Below are 12,842 nucleotides of genomic sequence, written 5' to 3'. Positions count from 1 at the left end.
CCCGGTCGGGGGCATGAACAGGCTGGCGCGATGGTGTGTTCACGCCCCCTCCTTGTCGGCTGCGACGGCGGAAAGCTCACGCAACAGCCATTCGACCTGCGTGCGCATCATGTTCTCCGCGACCTCCTCGGCCTGCGGCGTCATGTGCGTGGCCCCGGCGAGCGGCAGGAACACGTGCGCGCGCCCCTTGGCCAGCAGCGCCGACGAGAGCCGCAGCGAGTGCGCGGGGAACACGTTGTCGTCGGCGAGGCCGTGTATGAGCATCAGCGCGCGCGACAGTTCGCCGGCCCCGGCGATCAGGGAGTTGCTCTCGTACACCTCGGGCGCGTCCTGCGGCGTGCCCAGGTAACGCTCGGTGTAGTGCGTGTCGTACAACGACCAGTCGGTCACCGGCGCGCCCGCGACGGCGGCGTGGAACACGTCCGGACGGCGCAGCACCGCCAGCGCCGACAGGTACCCGCCGTAGGACCAGCCGCGGATCGCGACGCGCTCGGTGTCCAGCTCCGGGTGCGCGGCCGCGGCGGCGTGCAGCCCGTCCACCTGGTCGGCCAGCGTGACCTCGGCGAGCTTCCCGGCGATCGCCTTCTCCCAGGCCGCGCCCCGGCCCGGCGAGCCGCGGCCGTCGACCACCAGCACCGCGAAACCCTGGTCCGCCAGCCATTGCGGCGTGAGGAACGCGTTGCGGCTCTGCAGCACGCGCTGGGCGTGCGGGCCGCCGTACGGGTCGAGCAGCACCGGCAGCTTGCCCTCGGCCGGCTCGTAACCGCGCGGCAGCACCAGCGCGGCGCGCAGGCCGCGCTCGCCCAGCGTCAGCCAGGTCAGGTTCGGCACGATCTCCGGGTCCACAGTGGACGAAACAATCGATCCCACCGGCTCGCCGTCGCGCAGCACGCGCACCATAGGGCCGCTGTGCCCGAGGCCCCACGACGAGACCACGGTCAGCCCCGCGCTGCCCGCACCGCCGTGCACACCGTCCTCAGTGGACAGACGGCGGACGGTGCCGCCCTCGGTGCGGTACACGTGCACCTGCGTCGGGTCGTCGGAGGCGGTGAAGAGGACCTCGGTGCCGACGTGCAGCACCGACCGCAGCTGCAGGCCCGGCGGCGTGACGGGCGTGCCGTCCACCACCAGCCGGTGGTCGCCGTCGGCGGCGCTCTCCGTGACCAGGCGGCCGTCCGCGGTCCACGCCGGCACGCCCAGGAGGATCTCGACCCAGTGCTCGTCGGTCTCGGTGTGCAGCACGCTGGCCGAGCCGTCCGCGACGTCGACCGCCAGCACCGAAAGCGAGCGCTGGTCCCGCGGCTGCACCGCGAGCAGCGGCGGCCCGCCCGCCGACCAGTGCACCGTGACCAGGTACTCCCAGTCGCCGCGCGCGAGGTCGACGCGGCTGCCGTCCAGGCCGAGGAGCGCGAGCGACACCTCGGCATTCGGCGAGCCGGCCGACGGGTACGCGACGACGTTCGGCGGGTTCTGCGGGTTCGCCGGGTCGCCGATGGTCCAGCGCGGCACCGGGCCGCGGTCCGAGCGCTCGGCGATCAGGGAACGCCCGTCCGGGGACCACCAGTAGCCGCGGTGACGGTCCATCTCCTCACCGGCGATGAACTCAGCGAGGCCCCAGGTGACATCTTCGCCGTCTTCCTCGACGAGCACCCGGTCTACACCGGTGGCCAGCTCGATCACCCGGAGCCGGCCGTCGCGGACGTAGGCGACGTGCGTGCCCGCCGGGTTCGGCCGCGGGTCGATCACCGAGCCGTCGACCAGCACCTTGATCTCGCCAGTGGCCAGGTCGAGCGTGTAGAGCTTGCCGGACAGGGTGAAGGTCACGACCGTGAACGCGTCGTCGACGCCGTACGCCAGCACGCCGCTGCCGGTCAGTCGCGAGCGCTCGCGGCGCGCCCGCTCCTCCGGCGGCAGGTCCTCGTCGCCGGGCAGCAGCTCGGCGGCGTCGACCAGCTTCGCCTCCTCGCCGGAGGTGAGGTCGAGCGCCCACAGGCTGTGCCGCGGGTCGGTGCCGGACTCGCTGCGCAGGAACAGCACGCGCGAGCCGTCCGGGGAGACGGTGAACAGCTTGGGTGCGCCGAGGGTGAAGCGCTGCGTGCGGGCCTGGCGGCGGAGGAACGAGAGGTCGTCGAGAGCGGCGTCGAGAACAGAGTCGGTCACGTCCGGCACTCTTTCAGACGATCAGCCCACCACGCCAACACCCTTCAGCGCGGCCAGCGCCTCCTCGACGTCGTAGGCCGGTTCCGGGAACTGCGGCGCCAGCTCGGTGAGCACCTCGATCAGCAGCTCGGCGACCGCCCAGTTGCGGTACCACTTCCGGTCGGCGGGCACGACGTACCAGGGCGCGGTGTCCGGCGAGGTCTTCGCCAGCAGGTCGGCGTACGCCTCCTGGTAGGCGGTCCAGTGGCTGCGCGCTTCGAGGTCCGAGGGGTCGAACTTCCACCGCTTCTCCGGCCGCTGCAGCCGGGCCCGCAGCCGCTTGAGCTGCTCCTCGGGCGAGATGTGCAGGAAGACCTTGACCACGGTGGTGCCGCCGTCGGCCAGCTCGCGCTCGAAGGCGTTGATCTCCTTGTAGCGCTGCCGCCGCTCGGCCGCGGTGAGCAGGCCGGACACCCGCGGCACCAGGATGTCCTCGTAGTGCGAGCGGTCGAACACGCCGATCCGGCCGGGCGTGGGCAGCTGCTTGCGGACACGCCAGAGGAAGTCGTGACGGCGTTCGGCGGCAGTGGGCTTCTTGAACGCGGTGTACTTGACGCCCATCGGGTTCACCAGGCCCAGCACGTGGCCGACGGTGCCGCCCTTGCCGGAGGTGTCCATGCCCTGCAGCACCAGCAGCACACTGCGGCCGCCGCCGGCCGTGCCCTCCGCGTACAGCGCCTCCTGCAGGGCCGAGAGCCGCTCCCCGGCGGTGGCGAGCTTCTCCTCGCCCTTCGCCTTCTTGGCCGGCCCGACCGGCGAGGAGGCCGGGTCCGGCAGCTCCGCCCCCGCTCGGAGCGCGTCCCGGACCCGGTTCCCGTTCTCCTTCTTCGCCATCCGGCGACGATAACCTCAGGTCGCGGCCTTCGCCCTCGCGCACGGTGCCCGGGAACCACCCGGCCGGGTGGTTCCCGGGTGAATCGGAGTGGCACCGTCCCCCGTACGCATCGATTCGCCGGGGATCCCGCCGGACTGCGCAACGAACGACGGGTGAAAGCAACGTTTCCCGGCTGATCTCCCCGCAGTCAGCGCCTAGCCTGAACCCATGACGACGTTCGCCGGTCGGGAGACCGCCACCCCTGCCTCCGCCGACGGGTTCATCGCACTCGACGAGCGCTGGAGCACGCACAACTACCACCCGCTGCCGGTCGTGATCGCCGAGGCCGAAGGCGCCACCGTGACCGACGTGGACGGCAAGTCCTACCTGGACTTCCTGTCCGGCTACTCGGCGCTGAACTTCGGCCACCGCCACCCCGCGCTGATCGCCGCCGCGATCGAGCAGCTGGGCCGCGTCACGCTGACCTCGCGCGCGTTCCACCACGACCAGCTGGGCCTGTTCTGCCGTGAGCTGGCCGAGCTGACCGGCACCGAGATGGTGCTGCCGATGAACTCCGGCGCCGAGGCCGTGGAGTCCGCGGTGAAGGTCGCGCGCAAGTGGGCGCACCAGGTGAAGGGCGTCCCGGACGGCACGGCCGAGATCATCGTCGCCGGAGCCAACTTCCATGGCCGCACCACCACGATCGTGTCGTTCTCCACCGACGAGACCGCGCGCGCCGGCTTCGGCCCGTTCACGCCGGGCTTCGTGACGGTGCCCTACGGCGACGCCGAGGCCCTGCGCGCCGCGATCACCCCGCGCACCGCGGCCGTGCTGATCGAGCCCGTGCAGGGTGAGGCGGGTGTGGTCGTGCCGCCGCCCGGCTACTTCGCCGACGTCCGCGGCGCCTGCGACGAGCACGGCGTGCTGCTGATCGCCGACGAGATCCAGTCCGGCCTCGCCCGCACCGGCACCGTGCTGGCGCTGGACCACGAGGGCGTGCGCGCCGACGTCTACACCCTCGGCAAGGCGCTCGGCGGCGGCATCCTGCCGGTGTCGGCCGTGGTCGGCAGCCGGGCCGTGCTCGGGGTCCTGCAGCCCGGCGAGCACGGTTCGACGTTCGGCGGCAACCCGGTGGCGTGCGCGGTCGGCCGCGCCGTCGTGCGGCTGCTGAACACCGGCGAGTTCCAGCAGCGCTCGGCCGAACTGGGCGCCCACCTGCACGAGCGCCTGGCCGGGCTGGTCGGCCACGGCCTGTCCGAGGTCCGCGGCCGCGGCCTGTGGGCGGGCATCGACATCGCGCCGGGCGGGCCGTCCGGGCGCGCGGCGTCCGAGGCGCTGGCCGGGCTCGGCGTGCTGTGCAAGGAGACCCACGAGAACACCCTGCGCGTGGCGCCGCCGCTGGTGATCTCCCGCGAGGACCTGGACCGCGGCATCGACGCCATCGCCCAGGTCATCCGTGGCGTGAACTGATCTCGGGAGCGTTTCGCCCGGTTCGCTCGTTAAGCCCGGTATGAACCGAGGGGACTGGGTGGAACGGCCGCTGGTCGGCACCACGAGCGTCGAACCGGCGGAGCTGTACGCGCGGGGCAAGCGGCTGCGTGACAGCGCGCCGGTGACGGCGCACGACCACGCGGCCGCGGCCCCGGACCGGCCGGGCGCGCAGGAGTACTTCGCGGCGAGCAACGCCGGACGGCTGCCGGAGCTGGTCGAGCTGCGGCGGGAGCGGATGGCGGCCTCGCCGTTCACCTTCTTCCGCGGCGCGGCCGGGCTGATGGCGGCGGACCTCGCGGGCACGCCGTCGTCCGGGCTGGCCGCCCAGCTCTGCGGCGACGCGCACGCGGCCAACTTCGGGCTGTACGGCACGCCCGAGGGCCGGATCGTGATGGACATCAACGACTTCGACGAGACCGTGCCCGGCCCGTGGGAGTGGGACCTCAAGCGGCTGGCGGCCAGCCTCGTGCTCGCCGGTCGCGAGGGCGGCATCGGCGATGCGGGCTGTCGCGAGGCGGCCGAGGACGCGGTGAAGTCCTACCGCCGCACCATCCGGGCGCTGGCGGAGCTGCCGTACCTGCAGTCGTGGAACGCGCTGCCGGACGCGTCCGTGCTGTCGAAGGCGCGGGCGGACGAGCTGATCGACGACTTCGCGGATGCGGAGAAGAAAGCCCGGCGCAACACCAGCGCGAAGGTCGTCGCGAAGTGGACCCAGCAGGTCGACGACCACGAGACCGGCCTGGCCCGGCACCGGTTCGTCGAGGACCCGCCGGTGCTGACCCATGTGGACGACGCCACCGCGGCCGCCGTGGCCGGCGGACTGGTGTCCTATGTGGACACCCTGCGCGAATCGCGGCGGACGCTGGCCGCGCGGTACCGGATCGCCGACGTCGCGTTCCGGGTGGTCGGCACCGGCAGCGTCGGGCTGCGCAGCTACGTCGTGCTGCTGCACGGAAACGACGAGGAAGACCTGGTGCTGCAGGTGAAACAGGCGCGGCCCTCGGCGCTGGCGGCCCACCTCGGGGTACCGGCGCCGGAGCACGAGGGCCGCCGCATCGTCGACGGCGCCCGGCTCGTGCAGGCGGAGTCGGACATCCTGCTGGGCTGGACGACCATCGACGGAGTGCCGTTCATCGTGCGGCAGTTCCGCAACCTCAAGGGCGCCATCGACCCGGCCGCGCTACGGGAGAACCACCTCGACGACTACGGCCGCCTCGCCGGCGCCCTGCTGGCCCGCGCGCACACCCGTTCCCTGCACCCGCAACTGCTCGCAGGCTACTTCGCCGACGACGAGCATCTGGACGAGGCGATCGGCGCGTACGCGGTGCGGTACGCCGACCAGACCGAGGCCGACCACGCGGAGTTCACCGGCTGAGGCGGGGTCCCGGAACTAGCCGAACCTGCTCGCGCGAGCGCCACACTTTAGCGCTGTAGCGCTCGCGTAAGCAATTCCAGTCAGGCTCAGTCCGTGTCGATGTCAGCCTCCGCAGCAATCTTCTTCGAAAGCGGTACCCCAAGTTCCGAAATGAACTTGCGTTCTTCTTCAGCAAGGAATGCAGCTCGTTCTTTGATGAAGCCTCCGGTATCGTTTAATTGAAGTTTTTCAACAGCTTTTGCTGGTATTCCATGACTGGCTAATACTTCATTTCCCATCTCGTCGGCGAGGCCTAACAGCGTTCGCTTGATAGAAACACCTGGAAGAGTGGGCATAACGACACGGTTTGCCGGACTGGACGCGTCTTTCCCGTGTGTCATAACATGTCGGTATGCGCCGGTATCCAGCTTTGCCAGCAAGGAGACGGCATCGATTGCTTCACCAGCATGGTCCAGCCGCTGGGAGTAACGCTGCAATTCCCAGATAATAAAGGATCGAATCCTAGCACTTCGCATGTCGAACCTGTCAGGAAATGGACGTGCCACCTGCCCGCTGAGATCAAGATTTCCCCGACCTTCAGCAAAATTCTTCATCTCTTGTAGTGCAAATTTGATCTGAGTGGTGTTGGCGCCCGCAAAGTAACCCGACCAAGAAGTAGTCCAAAACCACTTTGACAAAATATCAAGCTTCTTCTGAGGGGGATTGTCGGCAGCATTAAAAAATGCCACGAGCAACATTATCTGAGCGTTGTAGGGGACGAGTCGCGCAAGCGGTACCCCAACGTCCTTTTTAAGAAATTCTACGGCACGTCGCAGTGCCGTCGCCGTCTCCTCGACAGACTCGGCCAAGCCTTCGCCGATTCGCTCGGCAAGTACTTCCCAGCGGGCTTCTTGAACGTCCTCTTCGCCAGCAACTGCGAGTATCGACCGGAATATGGTGATCGATGCCACGGTGCCAAAGCCGTCAGAGTCCACATCCTCCTGGATACCCTTGATGCGATCTGCGAGAGTCTCCGTGTCGTCATTCTGGTAAGTCAGCGCGGACACCATCTGGTCGGGCGTCATCGACTGGCCGCTGCTGTTGAGACGGGAAAAAACCGTAACAGCTTGCTTCAGGTCACCTCCCACTAGGCGAACCGTGGCCATCTGGTAAGACTTGAACCGTTGGGCCAGCTCTTCGGCCTCGTCAACGAGTAAATCGATTCGATCGCTGAATTTCTCTGCTTCCTGTAGCCTGCGTGCGAAAGTGAGAAAATCCATTGTCCGCAGCACTGATCGCATTGGAAGATAATTCTCAGGAGGCAACGATGGTTTCTTCCAGTGTTGAAACTGATTCCGATCGTTTCTTTCTCCGAGAACTCGATAGACTTCCCACAGCCAGTCGTGTTGCTCGTCACTGTTGGTATTTGGAACAGTTTTTCGCAAGCACCCGAAGAGAGTAGAAAGACGTTGATGTCCGTCGAGGAGATACGCAACGCGGCCGTCCAAAGGGGGTGGAGGAACTTCGAAATCGGCGATCTTGTCAAGACTCGCCAATTGGATGTTGGTCTCCCAGATGAGCAGACTTCCGATGGGGTATGACCTATCGATACTGTCAAATAACTCAGTCATCTGCTCAGGACGCCATACAAATGGGCGCTGAAATTTTGGCACCCTGAGTCGCCCGGTGGCGATCTCTCCCAGTACGTTTTCCAGGAGTATGACCTCTGGTTTTACCACTGTTCCGAGCTCTGATGATGTCACGCGCAAATTCCCTCTCAGAGTATACTTTGTATTGCCGACAGAAGTTCTTTGACTTCTTTTACAGAGTTAATTGTCATACCGTCATAGACCTTCGAAGAAATCGTCCTCGAATGCTCATTAAATGTCTTCAGGATCGAATTTCCAAATCCGCCACATAGCGCATTCTTTGTTTGTTCCGATAATCCCAGATAGAGGTCTATTTGTTTTTCATGAATTCGTGCAGGCTGATCCTCTGGGCCAAACCCGTGCTTCATGTCAAAATATGCCCTCTGCTCTTTTGTGAGTTTCTTGAGGTGAGTGATCTTTCGGGAGGATTTAGTACGACTTGCCCCACAGAGTGCCAGTATTTGATTCGGCACATAGTTCTCAGCTTCGCGCATCTCTAGTACATGTACCTTGATGCCCAGTTCCGCCAGTCGCTGAGCTTTTTTATGACTTTTTGTCTGCTGCTCGGGAGTCAACTTGTCACTGTCGAGCAAGGCGAAGACTCGCACTATGTTGGAGAAATTTTCCCGATCAGCCCTGGCTACGATCTCGAGTCGTTCTCCGCCAGAATGCCTGATAACCAGCCATTTCCTTTCTAGCGCAGACAAGATGGCTTCCTTTTCGAAGATTTTCGCCAGTGCGCGAATGAAGTGACCGTCATTTGTTAGGTCTTCGACCACAAGGACCGCAGCCTTGCTGAGGTCTTCCGTCGCGTCGCGGACATCTGCATCGTTGATTTGTAGCGGCATCGAAGCTTGCCCCGGCTGCCAAACGGTCGCAACCAGTGCCTTTTCTGCTAGCACGATAGTGGAGTCGGCAATAGTGGGAGCATGTTCCCTGAAATAACTGTGCGCAGCCGCGAGGGTAGCGTGGTCGCTCGGCATCCATTGATGGCGCCCGTCGGCGAACATTCCCATCAGCACAAGGAGGTCTTTGAGGTTTCTTGGTCCGCCAACAAATGCGGCGACTTCGATGTCAATTAGCATCGTTCTCGCCCAGATGTGCCAGCTGTGCGCGAGTTAGTTGTCGAGCTTCGTAGTAATCCTCAGAGAAGACCCCTTCCGGCCAGTAATCCAGGTTTCCGGACCGATCGACATTGATCCTGCGAGCATGACTCCTGCCCCCTGTGCTATCTACGAAGTAGATAGCCACATCTTTGGGATCAACTTCGCCCTCAGCGATTCGACGCCGTAAGCGGAGAAGGAAGGTCTCACTGTGTGTCTCGATGACAAATCTGGTTTTGGTGTCTTTCGCCGCGGCAAGGTATAGGTCGGCTATGGCTCCGTGTGCAGCAGGGTGCAGATGAAGTTCCGGCTGTTCTACTATCTCCAACACGGGATGCCCTTCGGGGCGGTAGAGATCCAGAGCGCGCTGCACAAATATCGGTAGTGCCTGCGCAATACCCGTTCCAGTGTCGGTCAAGTTTACCCGCAGTCCAGCGTCACTCTTCGACTGGAGGACGATGTTGTATAGACCGCCGGCCTCAACGGTGTTGATGGACCACCCGGGTAAACTGCTGCCGAAGTGTTCGTTAATAAAACTGATCAAGCCTCCTTGATTCCGCACGAGATCAGTCGCGAGAATTCCGGCGGTGTTCTCTCCGCTCTGGCCAACGTTTCTTGGCATTCTGCTGGGCATTCGATAGAAGCGAGAGGGTCGGTCACGAAATGGTCCAAGGTAGCGAATTGAATCAAAGCTTTTTCTGATTGCGTCGAATGCCTTTGTCAGTTCTTCGTGTGCTGCATCCAGAAAATTCTTCGGATCGATTACTTCTGGCAATAGACCACGAAAAGTGATCTGAACACCGTGCAATTCAAAGCCGGTTCCCGAGACTGAATATTCGGCAGGCCCTGAATTTAGGTCTCCGCCTTGCCAGATCATCGAGAACCGATCGTCTCCAGACTCCAGCTCCAGTTCGCTGACAACTTGAGTATGGTATTCGTCGATGTTTTGAATCTTGATCGACACTCGCAAAGGGGCAGGCAGGGAGTCATCGAAAGTCATGCCGATTTCGAGGCTGCCGTGTGGCCGGTTTCCATGGATAAGCTCAAGAAAAGTGCCTACGATGTCGTCCCCGACGGAGTCGAGGTCCAGCGGAGTCGGTGAGTCTGTGCGGACGCCGGTGGACACCACAAGCGGTGCGCGAGCCAACGCGCTCTTGCCGGAGTTGTTGCGTCCGAACAAGCATGTGATCGGCCGAAGATCGATGGTTTGCTCGCTTGCAAAGCATCGATAGCTACTCACGGATAAGGTGATCAAGGACACCCTGGCAACCATAGTCTGTCGTGGCGCAGGCCGGGAGGGCCGCCCCGAGGTTGGACGTGGAAAGGGCCACGCGCCTTCGTCTTAAGCTGAGATCGGTCGAATGTCTCCGCCATCAACGTCTTTCTGATCGACCTCGTGCACCTTCGCTGAGCCAGCCGCCGAGACGGCCAGCGAGTGATCAGGACCATCGGCAAGATCGCCGAGAGTGAACTGTCCACACTCACCCACCGATGCCTCGACCGCCGTATCGACGCTCAGCGCAGCGAAAGCTCTGTTCGCCGCGCTCAACACCATGGAGGGCGGCCGTCAGGGCACGCAACGGGCAAGCAATCAGCCGCTGTCGCTAGACAGGGCGACTCAGATCAGTTCCACCACGTCGTCCGCGCAGCCCCAGGCCAGGGTGATGCCCGCGCCGCCGTGGCCGTAGTCGTGCACGACGTTCCCGATCCGCTCCAGCCGCACCGACGGGCGGCCCGGCCGGAGGCCGACGCGGGTGCCGAGCACGGCGGCGTCACCGAGTCGCGGCACCAACGCCCGGCACCGGCGCACGATGGCCGCCGCGACGGCCGGGTCCGGGTCGAGGTCACCGCGGCCGATTTCCTCGGTGCCGCCGCAGATCACGTGGCGGCCGTGCGGGATCACGTACGTCACCTCGCCGCCCTCCTCCGTGACGGCCCACGAGGTCAGGCCCGGGTCGGCGAGGTGCACGAGCTGGCCGCGCACCGGCACCAGCGTGTCGTCGCCGGCCAGCGCTCCCCCGGCGAGCCCGGCGGCGTTGACGACGACGTCCGCGTCCACCTCCGCCAGCGACGCCACCGTGCCGTACTCCGTGCGCACGCCCAGCGCGGCCACCTGCTCCGCGAGCCACGCGAGGTACACCGGCATGTCCACCAGCGCCGTGGTGAAGCCGATGCGCTCGCCGTCGCGGGTCACGTCGGTCATGGCCGACAGCCAGGGCGGGCTGGGCTGGTCCGCCCCGTGGGTGATCGAACCGGGCAGGAACCGGATGCCCGGCGCGGCCAGCGACCGCCGGTACACGCCGACACTCACGTCCGTCCACCGCGTCACGCGCTCGTCCGCGGTCAGCATCGGCGGGTAGATCAGCCCGCCGGCGACCGCCGACGTGGACTCCCCCGGTTTGCCCGCCGTGCACACCGTGACGCGGTGGCCCGCTTCAGCCAGCCGGTGCGCGCAACTGAGCCCGACGACACCGCCCCCGACCACAGTGACCCGCATGCGTCTCCCATCGTTGCCAGCATGGTGGCCGAAACGGGGCCGGGTCGGCCACCCGCCATCCGCGTACGCTGCTGCAACGAACGGGGGAACCCGTGTCCGCCGCAGCAGCCCCTCGTCCGCGCACCGAAAGGGAACCGTGACCCGCCGGATCCTCACCGTGGTGGCCGTCGCCTGCGCGCTGGCCACCCTCGTACTCGGCCTCGTCTTCGCGGGCGGCCGCTCCCCCAGCTCACTCGACGCCGCCGCCGCGTCCGGAGTCAGCAGCCTCGGCCACGGCCTGCTGAACACGCTGGTGCTGCCGACCGAGCCGTACGTGCTGCTGCCCGCCATCGCGGTCATCGCCGGGACCTGCCTGTACCGGCGCCGGCGCGCCGACGCGCTGCTGGCCGTGGCCGGCCCGGCGGTCGCGGTCGCGCTCAACACCTGGGTGCTCAAGCCGCTGTTCGACCGCTGGAAGGACGGCACCCTCGTCTACCCGAGCGGCCACACGGTCAGCCTGGTCACCGTGCTCGTGGTGCTGGTCCTGCTCGCCCGGTGGAAAGCCCCGGCCGCCGCGCTCGGCGTGGTGCTGCTGGGCTGCGCCGCCGTCGGCATGATCGGCCTCGGCTACCACTACCTCACGGACATCGCCGGCGGCACGTTCTTCGGCACCGCCGTGGTGACCGGCCTGCGGGCCGTCACACCGCGTCGCGCGCCAGTGCCGTCAGGCGGCTGACCGCGCGCAGGTACTTCTTGCGGTAGCCGCCGTTCACCATCTCCTCGGTGAACAGCTCCGGCAGCGGCACGCCCGAGACCACGACCGGGATCGCGCGGTCGTAGAGCCGGTCGGCGAAGGCGACCAGGCGCAGGCCCACGTTCTGGTCCGGCGCCGGCTTCACCTGCCGCAGGTGCACCCGCCGGACGCCGTCGAGCAGCTTCCCGTAACGCGAAGGGTGCAGCTTGGCCAGGTGGTCCACCAGCGCGTCGAAATCGTCCAATGTGGACCCTTCGTGCGCGGCGGCGGAAGCTTCCAGCTCCTCGTCGCCGACCGGCGGCGGCGCGTCGGGCAGGCCGCGGTGCCGGTAGTCGGGCCCGTCCACGCGCACCACGCCGAACCGTTGGGACAGCGCCTGGATCTCGCGCAGGAAGTCCGCGGCGGCGAACCGGCCCTCGCCCAGCTTGTCCGGCAGGGTGTTCGACGTCGCGGCGATGTGCACGCCCGCGTTCATCAGCTCCTGCAGCAGCCGGCTGACCAGTGTGGTGTCCCCGGGGTCGTCCAGCTCGAACTCGTCGATCGCCAGCAGCCGGTGCTCCGAAAGGCGCCGCACGGCCTCGGCGAAGCCCAGCGCGCCCACCAGATGGGTCAGCTCCACGAAGGTGCCGTACGCCTTGGGCGAAGGCGCTTCGTGCCACGCGGACGCGAGCAGGTGGGTCTTGCCGACGCCGAAGCCGCCGTCGAGGTAGAGCCCCATCTTGCCGGTGGGCTCGGCATTCCCGCCGCCGAACAGGGACCGCAGCTTCGACTTCCGCGCGGGCCGCTCGCCGATCCCCCGCGCGAACGCCGAGCAGGCCGCCACCGCGGCGGCCTGGCTCGGCTCGTCGGGATTGGGCACGTAGGTGCTGAACCGCGCACGGGCGAACCGCGGCGGCGGCGCCAGTGAGTCGATCAGCTCGTCGGCCCCGAGCTCGGGAAACCGGTCGGTCAGGGCGGCTGCGGGCATGGTCGCAGAGCCTAGCCACCGCGTTCACCCGTGCG

10 protein-coding genes are annotated in these 12,842 nt (G+C 66.3%); 3 read left to right on the top strand and 7 right to left on the bottom strand.

Annotated elements, in window-relative coordinates:
* Positions 1-39: 39 nt before the first annotated feature.
* On the bottom strand, positions 40-2,160 hold the full coding sequence (locus tag OG943_RS02730; protein ID WP_442874683.1) for a prolyl oligopeptidase family serine peptidase: 2,121 nt from the start codon (positions 2,158-2,160) through the stop codon (positions 40-42).
* Positions 2,161-2,181: 21 nt separating this feature from the next.
* Positions 2,182-3,033 (bottom strand): PPK2 family polyphosphate kinase, encoded by an 852-nt coding sequence (locus OG943_RS02725; protein WP_328608063.1) that lies wholly within the window; start codon positions 3,031-3,033, stop codon positions 2,182-2,184.
* Positions 3,034-3,241: 208 nt separating this feature from the next.
* On the opposite strand from OG943_RS02725, the gene rocD reads away from it, so the two are divergent.
* Together rocD and OG943_RS02715 are read left to right on the top strand one after the other, a co-directional pair.
* Positions 3,242-4,483: an ornithine--oxo-acid transaminase gene (rocD, locus tag OG943_RS02720; RefSeq protein ID WP_328608062.1), complete on the top strand. Its 1,242-nt coding sequence runs from the start codon at positions 3,242-3,244 to the stop codon at positions 4,481-4,483.
* Between the two features lie 40 nt (positions 4,484-4,523).
* The gene (locus OG943_RS02715; protein WP_328608061.1) at positions 4,524-5,879 is read left to right on the top strand and encodes a DUF2252 domain-containing protein; all 1,356 of its coding nucleotides are present in this window, start codon (positions 4,524-4,526) and stop codon (positions 5,877-5,879) included.
* A gap of 86 nt (positions 5,880-5,965) precedes the next feature.
* Here the strand turns inward: OG943_RS02715 and OG943_RS02710 are convergent, their stop codons facing one another.
* The 4 genes from OG943_RS02710 to OG943_RS02695 all read right to left on the bottom strand — a co-directional run bounded on the left by OG943_RS02710 (position 5,966) and on the right by OG943_RS02695 (position 11,107).
* The gene (locus OG943_RS02710; protein WP_328608060.1) at positions 5,966-7,621 is read right to left on the bottom strand and encodes a DUF262 domain-containing protein; all 1,656 of its coding nucleotides are present in this window, start codon (positions 7,619-7,621) and stop codon (positions 5,966-5,968) included.
* 14 nt (positions 7,622-7,635) lie between these two features.
* Positions 7,636-8,592: a hypothetical protein gene (locus OG943_RS02705; RefSeq protein WP_328608059.1), complete on the bottom strand. Its 957-nt coding sequence runs from the start codon at positions 8,590-8,592 to the stop codon at positions 7,636-7,638.
* On the bottom strand, positions 8,582-9,871 hold the full coding sequence (locus tag OG943_RS02700) for a DUF3696 domain-containing protein (protein WP_328608058.1): 1,290 nt from the start codon (positions 9,869-9,871) through the stop codon (positions 8,582-8,584). Before OG943_RS02700 ends, OG943_RS02705 begins: the two co-directional genes overlap by 11 nt.
* Positions 9,872-10,228: 357 nt before the next feature.
* On the bottom strand, positions 10,229-11,107 hold the full coding sequence (locus OG943_RS02695) for an FAD-dependent oxidoreductase (protein WP_328608057.1): 879 nt from the start codon (positions 11,105-11,107) through the stop codon (positions 10,229-10,231).
* 136 nt (positions 11,108-11,243) lie between these two features.
* On the opposite strand from OG943_RS02695, the gene OG943_RS02690 reads away from it, so the two are divergent.
* Complete coding sequence (locus OG943_RS02690; protein WP_328608056.1) at positions 11,244-11,822, top strand: phosphatase PAP2 family protein; 579 nt, start codon at positions 11,244-11,246, stop codon at positions 11,820-11,822.
* On the opposite strand, the gene zapE is transcribed toward OG943_RS02690, so the two are convergent.
* Entirely contained in the window at positions 11,785-12,807 is a 1,023-nt protein-coding gene (gene zapE / locus OG943_RS02685; RefSeq protein WP_328608055.1) for a cell division protein ZapE, read from the bottom strand. The genes OG943_RS02690 and zapE overlap by 38 nt on opposite strands.
* Between the last annotated feature and the right edge of the window lie 35 nt (positions 12,808-12,842).

The sequence above is a fragment of the Amycolatopsis sp. NBC_00345 genome, from assembly GCF_036116635.1.
In the GTDB taxonomy this organism is placed as follows: Bacteria; Actinomycetota; Actinomycetes; order Mycobacteriales; family Pseudonocardiaceae; genus Amycolatopsis.
Note: the sequence above shows the minus strand (reverse complement) of the source record. Positions and strands in the feature narration are given on the sequence as shown.

Coding starts and splice junctions, on each gene's coding strand:
- OG943_RS02725 (WP_328608063.1), bottom strand. CDS start 3,033: ATGGCGAAGAAGGAGAACGGGAACCGGGTCCGGGACGCGCTCCGAGCG.
- rocD (WP_328608062.1), top strand. CDS start 3,242: ATGACGACGTTCGCCGGTCGGGAGACCGCCACCCCTGCCTCCGCCGAC.
- OG943_RS02715 (WP_328608061.1), top strand. CDS start 4,524: ATGAACCGAGGGGACTGGGTGGAACGGCCGCTGGTCGGCACCACGAGC.
- OG943_RS02705 (WP_328608059.1), bottom strand. CDS start 8,592: ATGCTAATTGACATCGAAGTCGCCGCATTTGTTGGCGGACCAAGAAAC.
- OG943_RS02695 (WP_328608057.1), bottom strand. CDS start 11,107: ATGCGGGTCACTGTGGTCGGGGGCGGTGTCGTCGGGCTCAGTTGCGCG.
- zapE (WP_328608055.1), bottom strand. CDS start 12,807: ATGCCCGCAGCCGCCCTGACCGACCGGTTTCCCGAGCTCGGGGCCGAC.